Origin of the sequence: Holdemania massiliensis AP2 (assembly GCF_000327285.1) — a bacterium.
GTDB lineage: Bacteria > Bacillota_I > Bacilli_A > Erysipelotrichales > Erysipelotrichaceae > Holdemania > Holdemania massiliensis.
In genome coordinates, this window is record NZ_HE998571.1 from 21,996 (window position 1) to 45,395 (window position 23,400).

The 23,400-nt window shown below is 47.0% G+C and carries 18 protein-coding genes; 4 read left to right on the forward strand and 14 right to left on the reverse strand.

Going from position 1 to position 23,400, the window contains the following annotated elements; genetic code table 11:
- Window positions 1-259 precede the first annotated feature (259 nt).
- Window positions 260-1,528, reverse strand: a complete 1,269-nt coding sequence (locus tag BN162_RS15785; RefSeq protein ID WP_020226094.1) for a hypothetical protein — start codon at window positions 1,526-1,528, stop codon at window positions 260-262.
- A gap of 276 nt (window positions 1,529-1,804) precedes the next feature.
- Window positions 1,805-2,611 carry a hypothetical protein gene (locus BN162_RS15790; protein ID WP_020226095.1) on the reverse strand — a complete coding sequence of 269 codons (807 nt, stop codon included), beginning with the start codon at window positions 2,609-2,611 and terminating at the stop codon, window positions 1,805-1,807.
- A 169-nt stretch (window positions 2,612-2,780) separates the two neighbouring features.
- Between BN162_RS15790 and BN162_RS15795 the strand changes: the two genes are divergently transcribed.
- The 4 genes from BN162_RS15795 (at window position 2,781) to BN162_RS15810 (ending at window position 10,731) form a co-directional block, all read left to right on the forward strand.
- A complete protein-coding gene (locus BN162_RS15795; RefSeq protein ID WP_020226096.1) occupies window positions 2,781-3,119 on the forward strand; it encodes a PadR family transcriptional regulator in 339 nt (112 codons plus the stop codon).
- The gene (locus BN162_RS15800; RefSeq protein ID WP_020226097.1) at window positions 3,097-4,740 is read left to right on the forward strand and encodes an HAAS signaling domain-containing protein; all 1,644 of its coding nucleotides are present in this window, start codon (window positions 3,097-3,099) and stop codon (window positions 4,738-4,740) included. The genes BN162_RS15795 and BN162_RS15800 overlap by 23 nt, the downstream gene beginning before the upstream one ends.
- 113 nt (window positions 4,741-4,853) lie before the next feature.
- Window positions 4,854-7,520: a PD-(D/E)XK nuclease family protein gene (locus BN162_RS15805; protein ID WP_020226098.1), complete on the forward strand. Its 2,667-nt coding sequence runs from the start codon at window positions 4,854-4,856 to the stop codon at window positions 7,518-7,520.
- On the forward strand, window positions 7,501-10,731 hold the full coding sequence (locus BN162_RS15810; protein WP_020226099.1) for a UvrD-helicase domain-containing protein: 3,231 nt from the start codon (window positions 7,501-7,503) through the stop codon (window positions 10,729-10,731). Before BN162_RS15805 ends, BN162_RS15810 begins: the two co-directional genes overlap by 20 nt.
- Window positions 10,732-10,952: 221 nt before the next feature.
- Here the strand turns inward: BN162_RS15810 and BN162_RS15815 are convergent, their stop codons facing one another.
- The 12 genes from BN162_RS15815 to BN162_RS15870 all read right to left on the reverse strand — a co-directional run bounded on the left by BN162_RS15815 (window position 10,953) and on the right by BN162_RS15870 (window position 23,392).
- Window positions 10,953-11,576 carry a DUF4230 domain-containing protein gene (locus tag BN162_RS15815; RefSeq protein WP_020226100.1) on the reverse strand — a complete coding sequence of 208 codons (624 nt, stop codon included), beginning with the start codon at window positions 11,574-11,576 and terminating at the stop codon, window positions 10,953-10,955.
- Window positions 11,577-11,736: 160 nt separating this feature from the next.
- Window positions 11,737-12,243 carry a hypothetical protein gene (locus BN162_RS15820; RefSeq protein ID WP_020226101.1) on the reverse strand — a complete coding sequence of 169 codons (507 nt, stop codon included), beginning with the start codon at window positions 12,241-12,243 and terminating at the stop codon, window positions 11,737-11,739.
- Window positions 12,240-13,091: a hypothetical protein gene (locus BN162_RS15825; protein WP_020226102.1), complete on the reverse strand. Its 852-nt coding sequence runs from the start codon at window positions 13,089-13,091 to the stop codon at window positions 12,240-12,242. Before BN162_RS15825 ends, BN162_RS15820 begins: the two co-directional genes overlap by 4 nt.
- Window positions 13,075-13,257: a hypothetical protein gene (locus tag BN162_RS18810; RefSeq protein ID WP_020226103.1), complete on the reverse strand. Its 183-nt coding sequence runs from the start codon at window positions 13,255-13,257 to the stop codon at window positions 13,075-13,077. Before BN162_RS18810 ends, BN162_RS15825 begins: the two co-directional genes overlap by 17 nt.
- A gap of 1,004 nt (window positions 13,258-14,261) precedes the next feature.
- Complete coding sequence (locus BN162_RS15835) at window positions 14,262-15,218, reverse strand: ribose-phosphate diphosphokinase (RefSeq protein ID WP_020226104.1); 957 nt, start codon at window positions 15,216-15,218, stop codon at window positions 14,262-14,264.
- Between the two features lie 11 nt (window positions 15,219-15,229).
- Window positions 15,230-16,597, reverse strand: a complete 1,368-nt coding sequence (gene glmU, locus BN162_RS15840; RefSeq protein WP_020226105.1) for a bifunctional UDP-N-acetylglucosamine diphosphorylase/glucosamine-1-phosphate N-acetyltransferase GlmU — start codon at window positions 16,595-16,597, stop codon at window positions 15,230-15,232.
- 391 nt (window positions 16,598-16,988) lie between these two features.
- A complete protein-coding gene (locus BN162_RS15845) occupies window positions 16,989-18,356 on the reverse strand; it encodes a sulfatase family protein (RefSeq protein ID WP_020226106.1) in 1,368 nt (455 codons plus the stop codon).
- Window positions 18,357-18,375: 19 nt separating this feature from the next.
- Window positions 18,376-19,242, reverse strand: a complete 867-nt coding sequence (locus tag BN162_RS15850; protein WP_020226107.1) for a 4-(cytidine 5'-diphospho)-2-C-methyl-D-erythritol kinase — start codon at window positions 19,240-19,242, stop codon at window positions 18,376-18,378.
- The gene (gene rsmA / locus BN162_RS15855; RefSeq protein WP_020226108.1) at window positions 19,214-20,089 is read right to left on the reverse strand and encodes a 16S rRNA (adenine(1518)-N(6)/adenine(1519)-N(6))-dimethyltransferase RsmA; all 876 of its coding nucleotides are present in this window, start codon (window positions 20,087-20,089) and stop codon (window positions 19,214-19,216) included. Before rsmA ends, BN162_RS15850 begins: the two co-directional genes overlap by 29 nt.
- Entirely contained in the window at window positions 20,082-20,630 is a 549-nt protein-coding gene (gene rnmV / locus BN162_RS15860) for a ribonuclease M5 (RefSeq protein ID WP_020226109.1), read from the reverse strand. Before rnmV ends, rsmA begins: the two co-directional genes overlap by 8 nt.
- Before the next feature lie 301 nt (window positions 20,631-20,931).
- Complete coding sequence (locus BN162_RS15865; protein ID WP_020226110.1) at window positions 20,932-21,723, reverse strand: response regulator transcription factor; 792 nt, start codon at window positions 21,721-21,723, stop codon at window positions 20,932-20,934.
- Window positions 21,695-23,392, reverse strand: coding sequence for a sensor histidine kinase (locus BN162_RS15870; protein ID WP_020226111.1), 1,698 nt, complete (start codon window positions 23,390-23,392; stop codon window positions 21,695-21,697). Before BN162_RS15870 ends, BN162_RS15865 begins: the two co-directional genes overlap by 29 nt.
- Window positions 23,393-23,400 lie beyond the last annotated feature (8 nt).

Sequence of the window (23,400 nt, forward strand, 5' to 3'; positions counted from 1 at the left end):
CGACTGCTTTGTCAGCTTTGTTTTTTACTCCGTCTTCTCTGAAAGACCCAAATGAACGGATAAGAATCTTCACGAACCCGCAAAATCAGAACTAGATCCTTCTTCCGCAAGACAATTCAGCAATCCATAAGCATTGCAAGGGTTTAAAAATCAACGCTTAAAAAGGGGTCTACTAAAACAGCGGCCCGTTTCGCGGCCGCTGCACACTGAGAATTATAAGCGTTTACTGGCAGAAAATCGGACTAATAAGAAAAATGAATCAGTGCAATGTCAGCAGCCAGCTGCCTATCTGCCGGATCAGCTCCTCCCTGGCGCCTTTTTCAAACGGACTGCTCATCGCTTCGTAAAATTGCTGAACAAAGGCATTTTCATCCGCCATATACAGAGCGTAACCATTCGTATAGCCGATAAATTCAGCATTCCATTCTGCCTTTACCGGGTTGCTGAGCTTGCTGAAAAGCTCGACCGGAACAGTGATCAGATTGAGCGAAGGCAGCTGGATACAGGAAACAGACAACGCGATTTCCCGCAGGCCGGAAGCATTGCGGCAGGACAGCAGATTATTCTCTGCTCCTTCTTTCAGGGACTCCAACAGCCGCAGGGCATGGGCATCCGCCCCCTCTTTGCGAGCTTGTTCAACCTGAGCCTTCAAGGTGCTGACTTGGGCTTCAGCCACTTCCACCGAGTCCAAAACCTTCGCTTTTACCCGAAAGGTTCTCTGATGGATCTTCAACGTCAGTTTCTCGCCCGGCGTGAAAGGAACAGGCTGCGCCAACAGCGATTTCAGCTGATCAGCCGCCAGCTGAGCCAAGCGTTCCATTTCAGCGAAGCTGGATTGCTGACGGGTAAAACGCGTACTCATATCCCCGCAGCTTCCGTTCACATAAGCCACCATTTCTACCGCATCGAAGCAGGCTTCCAGCGCGCCGGGAAAATCGGCCGTCAGCTCAAGATTATCGCCGTTAAGGACTGTCGGATGACAGGCCATGCGCGTCCACAAGCAGCGCCGCCCCTTTTCCGTGATCAGTTCCAGAACGAAGGCGTCCTGATCGCAGGGCAGCTGCGGATCATGCCGGTCCGTTCCTAGTCCGGCAACCGTTCCGCGGACCAATCGCCATTGAAAATTCTGCTTCGTTTGCCGCAGCCGCTCAACAGCATCCGCAATCCGGCGGGCAGTTTCCGCAATATAGTCGGCATTCACATCCCCGAATACCGGCTCCAGGCCCTTCAGAATACCCTGATCGCAGCGGACCGTGCCGCATGGCCCGGAATGGGTATGCGTCGCTGAAATGATAAGATGCGGCTGATGAATTCCGGTTAAATCCGCAACCTGATCAAAAAGCATGGAATCCGCCGCGCACCAGTCGAGCTGAACCCATAAAGTTTCCTGTTCCCCGCTGAATAACAGCAAGCGGGCAAACAGCGGATCGTGCGCCGTTTCGGCCCAGCGGACTTTTCCAAAACCGGATAAGCGGACCGGCAGCGCCGGAGTGATGTCAATTCTTTCAAAGCTGACCTGCATCGTCATGATCGAATCCACCCTTTTTTCATAGTCTATCACGAAGATGATTTGATGTCGAATTATTTATTCTTTTATTTTATTCATTTTCAGAATAATTTATTTATCGGTGAAAATGAACACCTTCCTGCTCAGCCGCAGGCACAACTTTTTTCAACAGGCAACCGTTGTCTGTCCGGATCGGCTTGTCCGCCGATGGTGAATCATCAAAGGCAAGTCGACTTACAATTCATCACAAAGAAAAACAAGCACAACATTTCTGTCATGCTTGTCAGTTTGTTTGATTTAGATGCTTCTCCACAGTTCACTGTAAGAAATAAACGGGATTTCATCCGCGTTGATCTTGGCCTGATTCCGCTGTTTCTTGATATTGCCTTCATGAACGTTCTGCAGCATGTCCTTGTTGACCATGTACTGAACGTAAACAACCTTTTTCAGTAAGAACCAGCGTACAACCAGCGAATAAATCATCGCTTCCTTATCCTCCGCATCGCGCAGCTCGGTTTCGGCATTTTCCTTCACAGCTTCGGCTTCATCCAGTGCGTCTTTCTTCAGCTGTTCATAGTTGGAGAAACGATTGCGGTCCGCTTCCCGCTGCAAAGCCCCCGCTTTGACGCTGAACAGTTTGCGGAAAGTCGCCAGCACACCGTCAACACTCTCTGCCGTCACGGCAACCAGTTCGTTCTTGCAGTCAGCTAAGAAGCTGTATGGTTCCGTCAGCGTGTAATAGAGGCCCTTGGCATACAGATAGCTGCGGTCACTGTGCTTAACCAGGATCAGCGCCCGTTCGGCATCCTCTTGTTTGCCGTAAACAATAACCGGACAAATTACCGGATGTCCCTGCAGCTTGAACGCATCTTTATATCGAATGATCTGATTGGAAATAACCTGACGGTTGATATCGGCGCGCAGATTCACGCAGATCTTTAAATCATGATCTTCTTCAAACAGCGCATGCAGGATATCCTTCATCGGCTGATCTTCAGAAGCGTCGATCATTTCCAAGTAATCTTCCAGGTAGCCGTTAAAGTCGCACAGCTCCCCCTCTTTTCTGACATCTTTAATTTCTTCTAAAATTTGATAAATTGCCATGTGTTTGGTCCCCCTGTTTCAGTTTCTTCTATATCAGTTTTATCACAATCAGCCAATAAAAAAAGTAAAATTTGCCCTCAGGGTGTAAAAACTGGTAAAATGTTCTGCTTTAACTACTTGACATTGCAAGGTAGTTGGTTTAGCATGGTAACCAGAAGGAAGGATCGCCATGAACGCACAATTTAAAAAAGGCGTGCTTGATCTGGTCGTCATGGTCGTTGTCAGTCAGCATGACATCTACGGCTATGAGCTGGTCAAGCGGGTCTGCGAAGTCGTTGAGGTGAATGAAGGCACGATTTATCCGCTGCTCAAACGCATGACCAACGAGAAATATTTTGAAACCTACCTGGTTGAATCCACAGAAGGCCCGCCGCGCAAATATTACCGCATCACAGCGCTGGGCTTAACGACAATGAATCAGCTTAAGACGGAGTGGCTGGCATTTTCCAAACAATTAAATCTTTTCCTGGAAGGGGGAACTCACGATGAGCAAGAAGGAATTTCTTGAAAAGTTAGAACATAAGCTGCATCTGCTTAAACAGGATGAAATTCAGGATATCCTGGACGAATATTCAGGATATATCGACAACAAGCTGCAGGAAGGCAAAACCGAAGATGAAGCGGTCGCGGACTTCGGCAATCTTGATGATCTGGCGCGGGAGATTCTCAGCGCGTATAAGATTGATGATAAATATACCCATGATAAAAGCCGCGATATTATCGACAATGTCGTTGACATCATGACCCAGGGTATCGACTCGGCCGTCACGTATTTTACGCAGCATTTCAACAACCTCAGCGTAGAAGCCGTAATCCGGCTGGTCGCTTTGATTTTGATCGCGCTGGTCGTCATCGGCCTGATCAAAATTCCGTTCTCATTGCTGGAAACTTTGGCGACAGGTCTTCTGCGCGTGATCCTGCCGAACTTTCTAGCCGCCCCGCTAAACTTATTTGTTCGTTTAGCAATCAACCTGATTTATCTCTGCCTGGTCGTCCTGTTAATGGCAAGCTTTATTTCCCGAGGATTAGAAAATAAAGAACTTGCCCTTCGGGATCTCATTGAAAAGCCGTTCGTATTCAACTTTCACTGGCATCATGGCGACGCCGGCACCCCTCGAAACGGCACTGCCGACGCCTTAAATCCGGATGGAATTACGAAGGCGAAAAACACAGATGACAAAGCCGGGGAAGCCTTAGCTCAGGCGGAAGCGGCAGTGGAGATTATCGATAGAACGGAAGCAGAAATCACGCAGACTTTAGAGGATGAGGATAAACGGATATTGGAAGATCCGATTGATCCACTGATTCAGCCGCGTGCCTCTCACCCTTATTATTATAATGAGGAAGGATTCAGGAAAAAATCCGGAAGGGGCATCGGCAAAGCGGCAGCCCGGCTGATGATCGGAATCGTACAGCTGATCACGCTGATGATCGTCATTCCGTTTGGCCTCGGCGAATTCGTCTTCTGTTTCGCTTTCGGTTTGCTGATCTTCCTGTTATTTCAGGGCGCCAAACTGTGGGGCGTGACGTTAATCTGCCTGGGGCTGGCCGGTATTTTCCATTCTGTAGTTTCAAGACTGTGGCGGATTGTGCGCCCGGCTGCAAAAAAACGTTCGTTATTACCCAGTTTGATCGCCAGCTTGGTCATCACGGGCATTGGCGTCCCCTGGATGATGGTCGAATTTTCCCGCTATCAGGAAGTACCGATCAGCCAAGATTTCCCCGAACTCGTTCAGACTGAAACGATCCATCTGACTCCGACGGAGGAGCTGGATCAAGTCCGGTTCTCATTCTATTATGAGGATGTTGTCTTCCGCGATAATCCGAACCTGGGCAACGGCAGTTTACAGCTGACCCTGCCGCCCGGCCAGTATAAGCAGCAAACGGATTTGTCCGACTCCCTGCAAAATCAGGAAATGAAAAGCTTAAATATCTATGCGGTCGGCGACGACGCTGAAGAATTTAAAAACGGACTGAAGATTTTCCTGCGCGGCTTGCGGGAGGGAAAATGGTATACTTCTGAAGCATTTTATGCCGGTCCCCAAACCTTGATCGTCGAAGCTTCACAGCCGACGTTAGATCAATTAGAATTTGATGAGAATCAGTCCCTTTTAATGATTCATCGCTGACAGACGAAGCCCAAATTCGTCTGTTTTTGCATTTTCAGGCAAGTTCTGGCTTTTGCCGGCGGACGCTATCTATGATAAAATGAAGCATATTGAAAACAGCGGAGGCAATGATCATGAAAATTCCCAACTTACTGGCGCCGCGATACCTGCACAGCTTGCTGATCAAAGCAAAAATCGAAGAACAGAACGGCCGGTTTCTGACGCATTACGCGGCGGGAACATTATCCGGGCTGTTTCGCGGGCAGGCTCTGGATAATGAAAACGAAACGCGCGACAGCCTGATCGCGGCGTTAAGAATTCAAGACGCGGCGGATGACTGCCGGGTTTATCATGGTATGGTCCGGTATCCGGATTTTCACCGTGAGCTAATCACGTTCCACCGGCTGATGCAGGATTATGGGCTGAAGCTCACAGAACTGCCCGTGAAGACGGAAGGCCAGCGCGAGCTGAAAGCGCTGCTGACACGAATCAGCGATCTGCCTTTCTCGCATCAACAGGAAATACGATTTTTAGATCAAGTGAAAAGTTCGGATTTGAGCGGAATCGAATGCATACCCGGCTGGGTGGAAGATCTGCACCAGCAGCGTCTTCTTGAGGCCTTGCAGCAGCTCGGCCTGCGAATCTGTCCGCTGAAAAAAGGACAGCCGGGCACAGCCTTTTACAAAGCTCTGAATTCCCGGCAGGAGGCCGAAGGCGTGGCACAATTTTTGCTGCGTGAACAATGGAAGCCGGAGGATGTCATGATCATCCTGTGCGACAGTCAGCGCGACGGAAGTTTGGTTCGCTCTGTTTTAAATCGTTATCAGCTGCCCGCGGCTCAGGTATCTTACTCCAAGCCGTCAAAAATCCTGCGCTGCTTCAGCGCCCTTGTCACCCTGACGCGCGCGCCTTCTGTCGAGGCCGTTTTAACAACGCTGCAGTTAAAAGCTTATCCGACGCCTATTTCAGAAGCTTATGTTCAGTATCTGACACAATTTGTTTTCGATATAAACGACTTGCGGGCACCGGTTTTCACCCATGTTCAGCAGGCTCTGGAAACCAACACATTGCTGAATACGATTGAAAAAGAAAACCTTCTGCGAATGGAAGCGCAGGCACAGAATATCCATGAACAGCTGCTGCCTTGGCTGCTTCCGTTATTGGAAGAAGCGCCGCTGAGTGAAAAGCTGAACCGCTGCTACGAGCTGCTGCGCCAGCAGCCCTGCTTAAATGATGAGTTGGAACGCCGCGCTTTATTAAATTTAAAAGCAACGCTGGAAGATTGCTGGGATTTACTTGGTCAGCCGGAAGCTGTGGATATGTTGATGGCGCTGCTGGATCAGAAACAACTGGAGGTCAGCGAAGAAGTTGACGGAAGGATTGCGCTGACTGATCTGAAACACCCGCTGCCCTGCCGTCCGCTGGCTATTCTTTTCGGCGCAGACCAGAATAGTTTCCCGGGAAATATCGCCTGCACCGGAATCTTTGATGAAGACTACCTCAAGAATACATCGATGCCTTCCCAAGCCGAACGTTATGATCATTACACCAGGCAGTTGGAATGGATTTACACGAGTGCTTCGCGCTGTTTGATCTTTTCCTACGCCGCAGGCAACTACGAAGGAAAAAGCTGGGATGTCGCTTTTGAAATTGAACAGCGTGCTGCCCGTCCCGCTGTGCTGTGGCCGTTAATCCAGAATGAGGTTTATACTGACCCGCATCATCAGCTTTCACCGGAAACAGCCCGCCGCCTGTTTGTTCCTGATAACGTGCTGCGCGGCAGTATTTCCTCCTTTGAAACCTATTTCCAATGTCCGTATGCTTATTTTTTAAAAAGCGGACTGCGGCTGTCCAAAGGCAGTTTGACCTCCGTTGACGCCGCGATTACCGGTACGATCCAGCACGCCCTTTTGGAACAAAGTATACAGACTTGGGATAAAGATTATGCCAGAATCAGCGAAGACGAGGCTGCAGCGATTCTGGATCCCTATTTCCGTCAGCTGAATGATCTGTTTCCGGATCAGCAGGCGGAAATTGACCAGATTCAGCGGCGGATGCAGCTGAATCTGAAACAGCTTTTGGAATCCTTGGCCGGCATGGAGGAAAATACCTCATTTAAGCCGGCGCATCAGGAGTTCCGCTTTGAGGAAGATTTGATCGAAAGCAACGGTATTCTTGTCCGGTTAAAAGGGATTATCGACCGGATTGACATTTGTTTCAATGATCTGCGGATTCTCGATTACAAAAGCTCCGCCAAGACGCTCAGCGAAACAAAAGTGAAAGCCGGCCTGCAGCTGCAGCTGCTGACATACCTGATCATCGCTGTCCGCAAACTGAATTTAAACCCCGTTGGAGCCTATTACTGTTCACTGAAAAACGAAACAATTCCGGTCAGCGAAGCTTCTTTGAACGGCCGGCGAATGGAAATTGAGGAAATTGACCGCGATGAGTGGATGAGCGAGCTGCAGAGCAGTCATCAGCTCAAAGGCTGGACGATGAAGGAGTGCGAGGGACTGGATTATGATGGCACTCATGTTCAGGGCCTGACCTGCAAAGACGGACAGGTTAAAGTCCGCAGTCTCAAGGATTTTGATAATGTTGAAGCCCTGATTTTAGAGCTGTATCAGCACTTAGTGGAACAGCTTTGCAGCGGCCGGATTGAATTAGATCCCGTTGAGGGCGCATGTCTGTTCTGTGATTTTAAACCGATCTGCCGCCTTCGGAAAGCGCCGAAAAAACCGGTGCCGTGGGTTGGAATCAATGAAGGAAAGGAGTCTTCTGATGGCAATTCAATGGAGTGAGGAACAGCTGAAAGCCATTCACACTGTCAATCATAACATTCTTGTTTCAGCATCTGCCGGAGCCGGTAAAACAACCGTTTTGGTTGCCCGGCTGATGAAGCGAATGCTTCAGGATCACATCAGCATTGACCGCATTGTCGCAATGACCTTTACCGAAGCCGCCGCCAGTGAAATGAAAAAACGGCTGCTTCAAAGTCTGAACGACAAGTTGCAGGAACCCAATCTGAGCGAAGCGGAAGCCCAATTCTGCCGGCAGCAGCTGATCCTTTTGCAGAGTGCCCATATCAGCACCATCCATTCCTTCTGCTTGTCTGTCATTAAAGCCGATTACGCGCTGATCGGATTAAATCCGGCCCGCATCCGGCATATTTTTGACGATGCGGCAGTCGCGCAGATGAAAGAGAAAGCCTTCACTCAGGCTTGCCGCAATCACATGCGGCAGGATCCAGAACAGTTTACAACGCTGCTGCAGTATTTTTCCAGCCGCAGTGAGGATATTTCCGAATTAAAAAAGGCGGTTCTGGCGATTGCCGCCAAAGCCGGCGGATCCCAGGATCCCCAAACCTGGATTCAGGCTGCGGCAGAAGCTTATGCCCCGATTGCCCGGCTTGACCAGCTGCCTTCTCCGCTTAAGGAAATCTTCTTTGAACGCTGCGCGGTGGAAGCCGGCCGGCTGGAAGACTGTGCGGTTCAGATGCAGCGTCTTCTGTTTGACGCTTATCCGGATCAAGCGAAGCAGGCAAATGAAATTTTATTGTTTCTGGGAAAACTAACACCTGCGATTCAAGCGGCAAAAAACGCGGATTACCGTGAATACCGCCGCGCGCTTTTCGGCGCGATCCAGACGAAAATCAGCACGCTGAAGGACGCGCTGGAATTCAACAACCTGCGCAAACAGCTCAATGCTCTGGCGAAAGATCTTGTCAGCCGCACCTATTCCGAGGAAACGCTGCTTTCGGATCTGGCGCTGACCTACGAAGTACTCAAGCCCCTCACCGCACTGACGCTGGATTATCTGACATTCTATGCTCAGCTCAAAGAAGCGCAGGAAGGCATCGATTTTGATGACATGGAGCATTTCGCTTATCGGATCTTAACCGCTGAAAACGGTTTGGCCGCGCAGCGTTACCGTGAGCGGTTTGACGAAATCATGGTCGATGAATTCCAGGATTCCAACGATCTGCAGAACGCGATTATCGGCTTAATTTCCCGCGGCGCTAATGTCTTCCGCGTCGGTGACGTCAAGCAGTCCATCTATCGGTTCCGCGGCGGAAAGCCTCAGATCATGCGCGATTTGATGAACGATCCGCGGCCGGAAAACTGCTTTATTCATCTTTCCAGCAACTACCGTTCCAAACAGATGATCGTGGATTTCAACAACGATCTGTTTCTGCGGCTGATGAATATTCCCGGCGGTTCTGATCAATATACCGATCATGACTGTGTTAAAACCGGAGCTCCGGCACAAAAGCAGGATAATTATCCAGTTGAATTCCATGCTTTAATGGTAAAAGCATTGAAAGAACAGGACGAGGGAATGGAGAATCTCGCTGCCAATCCAATCAAAGCTCAGTACATCGCCCAGCAGATTCTGACAATGCATGAAACCTCAGACTTCCGGCACTGGAAAGACTATGTGGTTCTCGTTCGCTCCCATGCGGTTAAAACGCATTTAAAGCAGGCTTTTGAACAGGCCGGCATTCCCTATTACATTGATGCCAAAGCCGGTTTCTTCCAATCGGAAGCGATGCAGATCCTGCTTTCCTGGTTTAGAATCTTGATCAATCCCGCTGATAATTTATCGCTGACCGCGGTTTTATCTTCGGATTTTTATCAGATGGACGATGAAGAACTGGCTGAGCTGGCAATGAAACGCGGACGCCGGCTCTTGTTTGATATGCTGAAAGAAATTCACCACCCGCTCGTCGCTGACCGCCAGCGACTGAATGGCCTTGTGCAGAAACAGGGTCTGTGCGCCCTGCTTGACGCAATGTTTCAGATTCATCATTTTTATGAAGAACACTGCACGGCTCAGCAACGCACCAACTGTGACTTACTGCGCCAGAAAGCGGAACAATACAGTCGAGAGCATTCTGATTCTCTGACTGGATTTCTGGGCATGATTGAACAGGTCAGCGAAGAAAAAACCTCAGAAGCCATTCCTGTAGGGAATGAAGATGACGTTGTGAAGGTCATGACGATTCATCAATCCAAGGGTCTGCAGTTTCCGGTTGTCTTTTACTGGGCAAGCAGCCGCATCGACATCATGGATAAAAAGGAAACCTGCATCGCCGACGCTGATCTGGGTATTGGTCTGCCGGCTTTGGAACTGCCGTGGCGTTTTAAGCGCCCTACCGTCATTCGGCAGGCCATTGAATACAAAATCACATTGGAAGAACTGGAAGAAAACATCCGGATTCTTTATGTCGCATTAACGCGGGCCCAGAATCAAATGATTCTTGTCGATACGGTCAAAGGGGAACTGCCGCAAAAACCAATGACGATGAACACTCTGCTGGAGCGGAAAGGCACAACCGACCTGATTTTATCCGCGATGAGTCAAAGTCAGGCTGATTTCTGGAAAGTCCGCATAATCGAAGATCGTTGGGAAGTCCAGCAGCTTCAGCGCCGCCGCCATTCCGTTGTAACGCTGCCGCGCTACACGGAAGAAAAGCCGCTTCCAGTCACACTGACGCCCTCGGAAACGGAACAAACAGCCTATATTCCCGCGTTGTTTCCAAATCGAGCGGCAATCCGGCCGGCTCAGCGCGGCATTCAACTGCATGAAGCGGTAGAAAGGTTGCCGAATGAAGCGTGGACGGAAACTCTGATCCGCACACTTCTTCCGGAAATCAGGTTTTCTGATATTCGGCTTCTGCTTCAGCTGAACCGACAACCGTTATTTCAACAATGTCAGAGGATGAACATAGAGAAAGAACTTTCCTTTGCCGTTCTTTCCGGCAATGAATTGATTCATGGGCAGATGGACTATGTTGCTCAGGATGAATCCCATGTGATTCTCATTGATTTCAAGAGCGACCGTCATGCTCAGGTCGATCAGCTAAAGACGCTGTATGCCCGGCAGATTTCTATTTATCAGCGCTGTTTACATCAAATGTACCCAGAAAAGCAGATCCAGGCCTATCTGTATTCTTTTGATCTTGATCAATTTATTGAAATGACGCCGGAAACAGAACTAGCGGCTGCTTAGTTTTACTTTGTTAGTTCTAAAAAACGACTTAGCACTGCCTGTTTTCACATTTCATTCTAATCGTTATGAATGAATCTCGCAGAACAGATTAACGCGCTTTCTGACCAACTAGAACAAAACAAAAAATCTCTGCTTGTCCCGCATGGAGAAGATCAGAGATTTTTTATTGCAGCATAACATTTTTGTTTTGTTTCGATGAAAAGCAATTCTTTTTCAATGAGCTATTCCGATTTTGCTTCCTGCACGACAATTGTATATTCTGGATTGGCCGTCGTCAATAACTGACTGATCACTTCGCCTGCTTTCTGCCGCGCCTGCAGAAGCAATCCGCCTTCAATCACTTTATTTTCCATCACTTCTTTTTGTTGCTTGGAAAAAGCGGCATAATCAGAAATACTGATCGGATTAAAGATATTATTGGACTCATCATACACTTCAATACTGGATTCATCTACTTCATGACTTAATATCTCCGCGGCGGGCAGTGTGATCGTAATCGTCGTCTGAGCGACATCAATCTTGACGTCATCCAGACGAACTCCAGCTGTGATTTTACCATCATAAGCTAGGATAAAGCTAGCCTTGGTCAGCGGGATCGTCCAGCCATTAAGATCCGCGTTTTTCTCAAACTTCCCCATATTGGTATAATGATATTCTACCGTTGTCAGCTGACTGACAGACCGCAGCTGCTGGAACAGTGTATCACTGGTAATCACAGTTTTCCCAGAATGGGTGCGCTGGGCTAACAGGACACCGCCTAAAAAGCAAACTGCGCCTAATATTAATGCAATGATTGTAATGCTGATCATCTTACGAATGATCGACTGATTCTGTTTTTTACTCATGATTTTCCTCCTGCTCCGCGGTGTCGAATTTTGTCGTTTTCATTATACCATGTTTGTCCGGAACCGTCGTCAATCAAGCAGAAAGGTAATGAAATTGTTAGAATGTCAATAAAGACATAGGAAAAGGAACACCCGGCTGAGAGCGTTCCTGAATTAAACTTCATTCCAGTCCTGATATAACAATTTCTTTGGAATATACCTTACGCAGATAATTTATGATTTCCAAGCTAGAATCTTTTCCGTGCGGGTCATCAAATCTTAAAATTTTATCAGCTATATTGAAATCATACTGCGCTGTTATTTTATCCGGATCACTTTGCCCGTAGAAATAGATTATATAGTCGTATGTGCCTTGATCGTAATATATCATTACAAGATCTCTTTCCTGTGAAACAAAGCGAAGAATACGCCCCATGGACAAAAGGAAGAGATCTTCCGGTTGAATCTCAGTACCATTTTGATGCAATACCATCTCATCAATAATTTTTCTTTTATCCTTGAGTTTCGTAATTGTAAAAATCTTTTCACTCGTTTCCTCATAGAGTATCGTATCATGAATGGTCAACGGTATTTCCTCATTTTGCACGGTTTCATATTTTTCCGGATTAGCAGATGAACATCCATATAAAACAAGGAAACTTAAAATTAGTATTAAAAATTTCTTCATGGACTAATTACAGCTTGTTCTGACAGAGTCCAAGTATTACCATTACTTGTAAAAGTCAAATGTCCTTGGCTATTTTCACTTGAAGATGTACGAATTTGTCCATAATTGGAGCCTTCCTTAGCAGGATCCATAAAACTGATCGTACTTGTTGGACTGTAATAGCCATTTAATGCACAAAAATGTCCACTCGTTGGTCCACTAAACAACATCATTGAATGCTTGTTATTTAAAACTAAAATCATTAAATCACTAATTGCAGTCGATCCTGTTGTTTTATAGCTATCATATCCCCAAACTGAATTGAATCTAGATACCGCCCAATCTGTTGGAATTGCTGTAGAAAATCCCCAATCATCTTTCACATCTGCAACTGATGTATACTTTCCTGATTTTTTCTCATGTATAGAAGCTGCAGCCGCAGCCCAACAATCATAAGTATCCGTTTGAGATTTAACAGGAAGATTATAGTACTTTTGTGCACGCACTTGAGGAAATAATGGTACTTTTCTTTTTTCATTATATCTAACATTTTTAATATTAGCTCTAATCTCATTAATTTCTTCCAGTGTTAGATCTTGAATTATTTCTCCAAAAGATTCAATTTCATTAGCTGTTACTATAATAACAGAAGTGTCTTTATAAATTATAGCAAACTGATTAGTGATTTTCTGAATTTTGTTCATATCATTAGCAAAACTTGGAGATAATGTATATGTTTTAAATGCATCTTCGTCTTTCGATACACTTATAATCCCAATCACATTTTCTCCCGAATACAAAGGATAATATTCTTGACTAGGATACAAATCAATTATTCCAGAATTGGTTGACTTATAATAATCTTTCACCAAGATAAGCCTCCTGACCAGATACATATGGGTACAAATCACTTCCTGCAATCAACTTTGCAGTCTGGTCTACAAGATCACTGGAGATCGAAGATTCAGCAGCAATTGAAATAAAAGAACTGAGAATAAATCCAATACTAATAATAATTGAAACAACTTTTTTCATATTCTTCACCCTTTCTTCATTATTATTAGATACGTCTCCTATTTTATGTGCACCTCCTTCTAGGTTTGACGTTTTGGTATATTCTTAACCTATTTTTAGTATAACACAAATTTTTGATTTACAGCACATAATACTAATATTGTAACTAAGCTCATAATTGATACAAACAAGATATTGATGTTTTCCCAATTCGTCGGATTTTCAACACTTTTGGATGAAATCTGGTCAGACAAAGGTTAGAAACACCTTTGAATAAAGGACAATGATTTTAACCTATGAAATGGGTTCTACTCAGTCAAGGGTATAGTTAAAGACAATTATAAAAGAACAATAAGATTATGCCTTTGACTGCACATAATTTAACTATTCCTCTTTTTTGTTCGTTATGGTTTACTCAAATTCGAGTAAGAACCAAGAAATGAGTTGACGATTTTTCTGTCATTATAATCACTCTAAATATGAGTATCTCGTATGTAGTTAAGTCATGTTATTGATCGCATTTCAATTAATCATTCTTATTATATATTATAATTAAAGATAAAATGTTTATTATATTTTTGGGAGCTATGCTAAACAATAAAGCTAAGAAAAATACCTTAATATATAGTTAGTATTCTGTAATTTATTATTTGATTCCGAAAAAATAATCTATGCCATTTTATTAGATCACGCACTGAAAATTTAGAACTGTGCAAACGCAGTCATGAATTGATATTATTATCCACTTTTTATACAATTAAAAAGCAGGCACAGATAATCGAGTATTTCTTATAAAAAGCTTGAATGATCTGTATTTAAAATATAATTAAGTTCGAAAATAAAAAATCATGTCAACCTCATTTCTTAGGTTAACACCACTAACCTTGCCTTCGGCCAGCGATTTAATCCCTGTTGCCACAACCGCGCAACGGTCTTTCACCGTCTAGTTATCACCCATGTCGGGTGTACCAAAAAAAGGAACACCCAGCTGAGAGCGTTCCTTTTGTTAAAGAGTGGAGTGTAAATTAGTCGTTAAACAGATCGTAAACAGCGCTGACTGGATTTTTCAGTTGAATCGCTTCAATCGTCTTCGCCAGCATGTAGCCGACAGATAATAATGTGATCTTATCCGTGCCTTGTTTCTTTTCTTCACTTAACGGAATCGTATTGGTAATGACCATTTCCTTAATGTAGGAATTCTGAATCCGTTCAATCGCCGGGCCGCTTAACAGGCCATGAGTGCAGGCGAAATAAATTTCTTTAGCGCCCTTTTCTTTCAGAATATTAACACCGGCAATTAACGTACCGCATGTATCTGCCATATCATCAACGATGATCGCGGTCTTGCCTTCAACCTCACCAATGACATTCATCGCTTCAGCAACATTCGGTTTCGGACGGCGTTTGTCAATAATGGCCATCGGTGCGTTCAGGCAGTCTGCCAAACGCCGGGCCCGCGTTGTTCCGCCATGATCCGGAGAAACAACCACAACATTATCCAAGTTCTTGGAACGGAAATACTGGCCGATCATCGCCACAGCACTTAAATCATCAATTGGAATATTGAAGAAACCCTGAATCTGCGTAGCATGCAGATCAATCGTAACAACGCGGTCGGCGCCGGCTGTCTGAAGCAGATCCGCAACCAGCTTCGCTGTAATCGGCTGCCGTGCGCGGGCCTTGCGGTCCTGACGCGCATATCCGTAATACGGCATAATGACTGTGATTTCACCTGCGCTGGCCCGCTTGCAGGCATCAATCGCAATCAGCACTTCCATTAATCGATCCGATACCGGCGAACAAGTCGACTGAACGATATAAACGGAACGGCCGCGAACGGTTTCTTCCGGCTCCACCATAATTTCTCCATCGGCAAAATGCTTAACAGAAATCTTTCCCATCGGTAAGCCCAGGTATTCAACGATTTCCTGAGCCAGTTCAACACTGCTGGACAGTGCGAAGACAATTGCATTCTCGATCATGTTTTCTCCTTTTATTTTTTCTCTTTATTTTTGTAGACAAGACCATAACCCGGTTTGTTTTCCTGGCGTACGCGGCCGATGGCCATATCCCCGTCCGGCACATCCTTGGTCGCAGTGGATCCTGCGGCAACGACGGCATTTTCTCCGACCGTTACCGGTGCAATTAAATTGACGTTGCTGCCAATAAAGGCTCCGTCTTTGATCACAGTATGGAACTTGTTTTTTCCGTCATAATTGACGGTGATGACGCCGCAGCCAATGTTCACCTTGGAGCCCACTTCGCTGTCACCCAGATAGGTCAGATGAGCACAGCGGCTGTCAAAGCCAAACTTGGTGTTTTTAAACTCGACAAAATTTCCGATTCGATTCTTACTGTCTACTTCGCAGTTCATGCGCAGATGAGCGTAAGGTCCGATCTTCACTTCGTCATGGATAATACTGTCGGTAATGCGCGAGCTGTCGACCGTGCAGTTCTTTCCGATCACGGCGTTAACCAGAAACGACTGCGGAAGGATTGTCGTTCCGTCATGAATCACGGTATTGCCTTCCAGATAGACGTTCGGATACAAAGTGACGTCTTTGCCCAGAATGACATCCGGTCCGATATACGTGCTGTCCGGATTGATCAGCGTGACCCCTTCCTCCATCCAATGTTCATTGATCCGCTTCTGCATCCAGCGGGTTGCCTGCGCCAGTTCCTTCTTGTCGTTGACGCCGCTGGCTTCAAAGCTGTCTTCCACAATCTTGGCTTTGACACCGAGTCCGTGCCGGTTCAAGATTTCAACTAAATCCGTAATATAATACTCCTGCTGGGCATTGTCGTTGCGGATTTCCTTGAGATGCTCAAACAGAGCCTGATTGTCAAAACAATAGATGCCGGTATTGATTTCCGAGATTTTCCGCTGTTCTTCCGTACAGTCTTTGAATTCGACGATCTTTTCAATTAACCCTTCGGAATTACGGACAATTCGGCCGTACTGTTTCGGATCGTCCAGCACTGCGGTCAAAACGACCATGCCGCACTGATCCAGGGCGTCCAGCATTCCCTGATAAGTTGAACTTTGAATGCAGGGACAATCCCCATTGACGACTAGGGTTTTTCCTTCTGCCTGGCTTAGAATCGGCGCCGCCTGCATCACGGCATGACCCGTTCCCAACTGTGGGGCTTGAAGCACAAACTCCGTCTGTCCGCTCATTGCCGCTTCCACTTGTTCGTGACCAAAACCGACTACCGTCACAATCTTGTCTACCTGAATCTTTTTCAGATTGTCAAGAATATGTCCCAACATCGGCTTCTGGCAGACCGGATGCATAACCTTCGGCAGCTCGGAATGCATACGCGTCCCTTTACCTGCCGCCATAATAATCGCAGATTTCATTCTCCATCGTCCTCCATAGTCTATTTTACCCAAACTCGACCTTTAAAAAAAGCCTAAAGTGATCTTTTTTCCCTTGTTTTCCCGTTTTTTACGTCCTTTTTTGAAAAGTCAGGAGATTCCCTGACCTCAGCGCTTCAATGAAGGGGCTTACATCGAATTTCCATCATCCTCTTCCTTTTTGTTTGACGTTACAGAAATCCGATCATCCAGCCGTTGAAACCATAATGTTTCTTCATATAGATCACAGAATCCATCTTTCTTGATGCAGGATCCGCCTGCTTTTCATTCTCTAAACACTGACTTTTCTTTTGTGATCGTCTGAATGGATCGCATTTGGAAAAAGAAAAGCTTATTCTCAATCCTAATGTCATGAAAATAAGCTGGGTAAAGATTAAGCTTCTATTTTTCCGTCACGGATAACCGGTTTTTTCTCGTGAGCCTGGATCATTTCCTCAATTAATTGTGCTCGCAAGTCTTCCTTGATCTTCTGATAACGAGGATCTGCGACACAGTTGTGCAGCTGAGCTGGATCGGCTTTCAGATCATATAAGAAATCGTCTTCATAGAGATCACTGTCCATAACCTCTCCGCCATGCACGCCCGGCGCATACACACTGTAAAGATAATCCGCAGTCCGGATGCAGCGGCCCACACGGCTTTCCGAGATCTGGGCAAAAATTCGGTTTGGCCGGTTCTGAATTTTACCATCAACCACTGTTTGCAGATTTTCGCCGATCATTTGATCTCCAACGTCGATACTCGCCATGGCTAAAATTGTTTTTGGCAGCGAAGCGGTGCTGACCAGTTCGCTAATTCGTTTGCCTCCTTCAAACCCTGGCCCGCAGATCACTAACGGTACATGCAGACAGGCGTCATGACAGGAACGTTTGTAATCATCATAGCCGTTTAAATGGGCATCCCGATTGCGGGTCATAAAATGGGATCCGTGATCGGAAGCGAAGATCAGGATCGTATTCTCCCATATGCCCATGGCTTTCAGCTTATCCACTACACGGCCTAAGTTATCATCCAAAGAGCGGCAACAGCCCAAATAATCTGGATACATCTCGGCCGCATTCCCCGGCAAAGCCTGTAAATCCGCAGGCAACACAAAATCCTGGAACCGGGTCTTAGAACCTGCCGGCCCCTCATAACAATGCCGATCATTCTGATGATGCGGCTCAATGTGCGAGATCGTTAAAAAGAACGGCTTGTCTTTTTGAACCTGATCTAAAAATTCCAGCCCAAAATCGGTAATGCAGTCCACGCGGTAGCCTTTGAATTCCCGCTTCTGCATGTGTTCGTCAAAGACATAGCCATCATAGCCATGGGATGTAAATTCCAAAACGTCAGCCGCTCTCCAGAAACCCCGATAGCCGCCCCGCAGTTCAGGCGGAACCGCGGTTATCGTATAGTCAATATCCGGTTTCTTTTCCAATTCTCCTGTACTGGCCAAATGCCACTTTCCAACATATCCAGTTTCGTAGCCAGCCTCTGTCAGGTAATCTCCTAGGGTTTTAACCCCTTCTGGCAAAGCGATACTGTTGCGGAAACAGCCGCTTTGCGTAGGATATAATCCTGTCTGAAATAAAGCCCGGCAGGGCCCGCAGACAGGCTGTGCAGTATAAGCTTGTTCAAAGAGTACGCCGGATTCGGCCAGCTGATCCAAAACCGGGGAAATCGGAAGCGGCTGGCCATAACAGCCCAAGGTATCCCAGCGCTGCTGATCGGTAAAATAAAATACGATATTCGGCTTCATGTTCTTCCTCTTTTCTATTTTAATAAAAACTATGCTTTACTGTTTCCTGCGGACGCAGTTCGGTCTTGCGGATAAACGCCGCCTTCTTCCGCATCGCGGCCGCTCCTTTCTCCAACAGCTCAGGATCCCGCGTCAAAGCGAAAACCGTCGAGCCGCTGCCCGACATCAAAGCTCCGTCAAAACCCATTGCCAACAGATCTTTTTTAATGGCCGCAATCTGCGGAACAAGCTTAAAGGCACTTTGTTCCAGCGTATTGCCCAGCGATTGAATCACTCCGTCATAATCATTATTCATCAAAGCTTGACGCATTTTCCGACAATCAGGATGCTGCGCACTGCTAAAATCCAGTGTTTCAAACGCAACCTTGGTCGATACACCTTTATAGGGTTTCACTAATAACAGATAGAACGGCGTATGCACGCGGAAATGTTCAAGATTCTCGCCGATACCCGTGACAAAAGCCGGACGGCTTCGCAGGCAGAACGGCACGTCCGCCCCGACCTTCTTGGCGATTTCCACCATCTTGTCATTATCCATCCCTAAGCGCAGCATCTTGTTCAGCGCCCGGATCGCTGCCGCGCCGTCGGTGCTGCCCCCGGCCATGCCGGCCTGAGTCGGAATGTGCTTCTGCAGGGTGATTTCAAAGTTTTCCTTGAATCCATATTCCTCCCGAAGCAGCTCAATCGCCTTGATGATCGTATTGCGGCGGTCTAACGGCAGATAAGGGACATTGCTTTGCAAGCGCAGTTCATCACAGAACTCAAAATTCAGCGTGTCGTATAAATTGACCGGAGCCATGATCATTTCCAGTTCATGATACCCGTCTTCTCGCCGGCATACGACGTCCAGACACAGATTAATTTTCGCGTAAGCTCTTTGTTTCATAGGTCACCTCATACAGATCGAGAAACTGATCCAACGTCATCGTTTCCGCGCGCAGCGAAGGCTCCAACCCGGCTTCGTTCAGCAGCCGCATCGCTTCCTCCTTATCCTGCAGATATTCGCGGAAATTGTTGTAGAGCGTCTTGCGGCGCTGCTTGAAACATCCTTTAACCATCGCAAAAAACAAGGCTTCATCGCCGGCGATGCGGTCCGGCTGCTTTTTGGTAAACTGCACGACGGCGGAATCCACCGCCGGGCGGGGATTAAAGATCGTCTTGGGAATCTTCATCACCGTCTGCACCTGATACTGATACTGCACAATCACGCTCAGGGCGTTGTAGTCCTTGGTGGAAACCGAAGCAGTGAAGCGATCCGCTACTTCTTTCTGCATCATGACCGTAATCACCGGAATATCAGCTTTGCTTTCAAAGATTTTAAACAAGATCGGTGTCGTAATATAATACGGCAGATTAGCGCACACCAGAACCTGGTCCCAGGTTGTTTTCAGCTGGCTGACGGTTGCGTTTAAATCAGCTTCCAGAAAGTCCTGATGAACAACCGTGACATTGAGACAGGCAGAAAGGGTATCGGCCAGTACATCAATCAGCCGATCGTCAATCTCAAACGCCAGCACCTGACCGGCGACATGCGCCAGCTGTTCAGTTAAAGCGCCGATTCCCGGGCCAATCTCGATCACAGCGCTGTGCTCATCCGCTTTGGACAAGCGCGCAATCTTTTCCACAATACCTGGTTCAATAATGAAGTTCTGTCCGAAGTTCTTCTTTGCGTACAGATCATATTTTTCCAAAATTTCATTCGTGCGCGCCATCGTGGCAATCGGTTTATTCATCGGTATCCCGCCCTTCTTCCAACATGGCTTTCGTCACTTTCAGCATATTCAGACGTTTCCACAACGTTTTGGCATTCGCTTCGCCGACATGCCAGCGTATTCCCACTTCACGCCGCTTTTCAGCGCTGTTGGGCAAACCGGTCAGACCCAGCTCTACAAATTCCTGCCAGCTCAGCGTAGATTCTTCCTTAGTTTGATAGGTCAGGCAATGTTCCAAAGCAGCCAGAATCTCTTCTTTTCCGGCATGTTCCACACCGACCTTGCGCTTGCCGCGGACAATTTCCCAGGCTTTCCTCGAAGGCAAAAAGGCATTCTTACATCCTGGTACAGCTTCATTGATCCGCTGGCGGATCTGATCTCCAGGTGTATCCGGATCGGTAAAGATAATCACGCCGCGGGTTGTGGCCCATTGCCGGATCTGATCCAGCGTGCTGTCTGTCAAACCTGTGCCGCTGGTTTCCAACGTATCCACATCCAGCCATCGTTTTAAATTCGCCGTGTCTTTTTTACCTTCCACGACGATGATTTCTTTGATCTTCATGTTCGTTCCTCATTCCGCTTTTATTTTATCATAAGTGGCAGATAAGCGCCAAACACTATCACAGCGGACTTTCAGATTCCAACAAACAGAAAAAAGCTAACTTTGAAAGTCAAGACCAGACTTGGAAATTTCCCGTTTCCTTTCCATGAATCGATCTTTATCCGCTCAGTTAGCTATAAATCTGAATTAGAATTCAGATAACCAGAAAGATACTCCTCCATCTTCCCTGTTTTAGATGCATCATTGATTTCGGTCCTTTTGTTTCACGGCTTACGTTTCAGACAGAATCGCCTGAAGCAGTTCACCGATCAGCTTCAGCATCTTTCTTTGCGGAAGACAGCTGAACTTTCTTATACTGCGTCGGCGATACTCCGGTTAACCGTGTAAATACCTGAAAGAAATATTTATAATCACTGAAACCTACCTGTTCGGCAATTTCATAAATCTTCTCACTGCCCCACAAAATCCGCAGACATGCCTGGGCAATGCGGTAACGATTCAGATAGCGGTGCAGCGTCCAGCCGGTTTCCCGACGGAACAGGCGGTTGAGATAATCCGCAGACACCCCCAGTGTTTCCGCCAGTATTTCATCGGTAACCCGTTGGGCATAATGCACGCCAATCCATTCCGCCGCGCTTTGAACATAGGCCGAGCAGCCTGCGGGAATCTCCATCAGCACCTGAATGGATTCTGGAATCATCGGATTGGATTGTTCCCGCTTCTTCCGCACCCGTTCGGTCAGCTTGATCAGCACTGCTTCCAATTCTTTGCGGTTAAATGGTTTTAACAAGTATTCCGCCACCTGCAGAGATATCGCTTCCTGAGCATAGCTGAATTCACCATAGCCGGTCAAAATCACCGCCTCATACTGTTCCGTTTCCTTCGATTGGCGAAGCATTTCCAAACCGTCCATCACCGGCATCTTCAAGTCGGTAAACACGATATCGGGGTGCAGCTGACGGATCAGGGCCAGCCCTTCTTTACCATTGCGCGCTTCGCCGCAGATCTGACAGCCCAGCCGGGAAAAATCCAGCGACTGCCGAAATCCCTGCCGCAGAATCGCTTCATCCTCCACAATTAGAATCCGAATCATCGCTCATGCCTCCCATCGCTTTCATCGTCATGGTTACTGTCGTCCCTTCATGCAGGACGCTTTCTACCTGTATCCCGCAGCCCTCGCCAAAATGCAGCAGGATTCGTTTATGACTGTTCATAATCCCAATATGCCGGTAGTCTTCCCGCATGGTTTTCAGATCACTGCGGATCTGATTGAGCTGAGCTTGATCCATACCTTCGCCATTATCCTGTACGATGACCTGCAGTATCTCGCCTTCCTGACGAATCTTGATCCGCAGCCGGAACTCCCGATCCTGCACAAATCCATGCGCAAGACTGTTTTCCACCATCGGCTGAATGACCATCTTAGGAATTCGCAGGCCGGATTGCTTCGGCGCTTCGATCTGATAACGAAAGGTTTCACCCAAACGGACCTTCTGCAGCTGCAGATAATCCTCGATATAAGCCAGATCCTGATCAAGATCAACCAGGGATTCCTCAGAAGCCTCCAGTGAATAACGCAGCAGCTTGGATAAGCGGACAATCATGTCTTCCGCTTTATCTTGATCCAGCACCATCATATATTTAATGGTATCCAGCGTATTAAAGATAAAATGCGGATTAAACTGCGACTGCAGCTGACGGATCTGAGCGATTCGGGTTTGTTTCTGCAGCTCCCCGTTCTGATCGATCAGCTGCTTGACTTCATCCAAAATACGGTTGTACTGTTGGGCAATCGGGCGCATTTCATTTTCTTCTTCCGGAAGATATTCTAGCCGGCCGCTTTGAGCATAGCTCTGTAAGGACAAAAATAAATTATCCACATTCTTCAGACTGCTGCGGGCAGTCATGCGGCTGATTTTATCAATAAAATACGCGCAGAACAGAAAGATCAGAAACCCGATGACCAATTCCGCGGCCATCATAGAAATCACAATATCCAGTGAGTGAACTGTCCACACAGATAAACCCAATACCGAAAGCGGGGTTTTCTGAATCAGCATGATTTCACCGTTAATCCGGCTGAGCTGTCCCACGATCGACTGATCCTCCAGCCGTTCATAAACCGCAAACATCGGATCGGTACTGACCAGTAACCGACCGCTGGCGTTGAGCAGCATCGAATGAACACCGCCCTGCTGAAGCAGAGCTTTCAGACTGCCTTCGGTAAAATGAAAGGACAAGGTACCCAGACCTTCCTCTCCCATCCGGCAGGACAGTGTGAACAGGATAGGATCGGTAAACAGTCCTGTCATCGTGCTGGTGCTGCCGACAATTTCTGAACTGCGGCTGACCTCCGCCCGAATGGAGGGAAGCAGGCGGTTGGCGCTGGACGGCGGCATCTGCGCCGCACTGTACTGTTCATTTTCCAGCTGGAAATACGCAAATACGGATTGTTCATTGCGGAATTGATAAAGTCGTTCATACGCTTCGATGGAATGTTCGCCGCTTGTCAGAAATGAGATCAGTTTGGGATCTGACTGCAGCTGCTTCATGCCTTCAATGTATTCCTTTAACGGGACGCTGACTGCCTGACTGGCCAGATACGCTTCATGATTGACCTGCTGCCAAAGCAGAAAAACCAAAAGAAAGGGCGTGATGACGATCAGCGCCATTCCTAACAAAGCCACCGGGATCAGCGTCGATCTGACGAGCTTTTCCTGAATGACCTTATGATAGGGAAACTGCGTTTCTTCCATATTCATCTGTCCTT

Excerpts from the sequence above, each read along its gene's own strand:
- BN162_RS15785 (WP_020226094.1), bottom strand. The coding sequence starts at position 1,528 with ATGACGATGCAGGTCAGCTTTGAAAGAATTGACATCACTCCGGCGCTG.
- BN162_RS15790 (WP_020226095.1), bottom strand. The coding sequence starts at position 2,611 with ATGGCAATTTATCAAATTTTAGAAGAAATTAAAGATGTCAGAAAAGAG.
- BN162_RS15795 (WP_020226096.1), top strand. The coding sequence starts at position 2,781 with ATGAACGCACAATTTAAAAAAGGCGTGCTTGATCTGGTCGTCATGGTC.
- BN162_RS15800 (WP_020226097.1), top strand. The coding sequence starts at position 3,097 with ATGAGCAAGAAGGAATTTCTTGAAAAGTTAGAACATAAGCTGCATCTG.
- BN162_RS15805 (WP_020226098.1), top strand. The coding sequence starts at position 4,854 with ATGAAAATTCCCAACTTACTGGCGCCGCGATACCTGCACAGCTTGCTG.
- BN162_RS15810 (WP_020226099.1), top strand. The coding sequence starts at position 7,501 with ATGGCAATTCAATGGAGTGAGGAACAGCTGAAAGCCATTCACACTGTC.
- BN162_RS15815 (WP_020226100.1), bottom strand. The coding sequence starts at position 11,576 with ATGAGTAAAAAACAGAATCAGTCGATCATTCGTAAGATGATCAGCATT.
- BN162_RS15820 (WP_020226101.1), bottom strand. The coding sequence starts at position 12,243 with ATGAAGAAATTTTTAATACTAATTTTAAGTTTCCTTGTTTTATATGGA.
- BN162_RS18810 (WP_020226103.1), bottom strand. The coding sequence starts at position 13,257 with ATGAAAAAAGTTGTTTCAATTATTATTAGTATTGGATTTATTCTCAGT.
- BN162_RS15835 (WP_020226104.1), bottom strand. The coding sequence starts at position 15,218 with ATGATCGAGAATGCAATTGTCTTCGCACTGTCCAGCAGTGTTGAACTG.
- glmU (WP_020226105.1), bottom strand. The coding sequence starts at position 16,597 with ATGAAATCTGCGATTATTATGGCGGCAGGTAAAGGGACGCGTATGCAT.
- BN162_RS15845 (WP_020226106.1), bottom strand. The coding sequence starts at position 18,356 with ATGAAGCCGAATATCGTATTTTATTTTACCGATCAGCAGCGCTGGGAT.
- BN162_RS15850 (WP_020226107.1), bottom strand. The coding sequence starts at position 19,242 with ATGAAACAAAGAGCTTACGCGAAAATTAATCTGTGTCTGGACGTCGTA.
- rsmA (WP_020226108.1), bottom strand. The coding sequence starts at position 20,089 with ATGAATAAACCGATTGCCACGATGGCGCGCACGAATGAAATTTTGGAA.
- rnmV (WP_020226109.1), bottom strand. The coding sequence starts at position 20,630 with ATGAAGATCAAAGAAATCATCGTCGTGGAAGGTAAAAAAGACACGGCG.
- BN162_RS15865 (WP_020226110.1), bottom strand. The coding sequence starts at position 21,723 with ATGATTCGGATTCTAATTGTGGAGGATGAAGCGATTCTGCGGCAGGGA.
- BN162_RS15870 (WP_020226111.1), bottom strand. The coding sequence starts at position 23,392 with ATGAATATGGAAGAAACGCAGTTTCCCTATCATAAGGTCATTCAGGAA.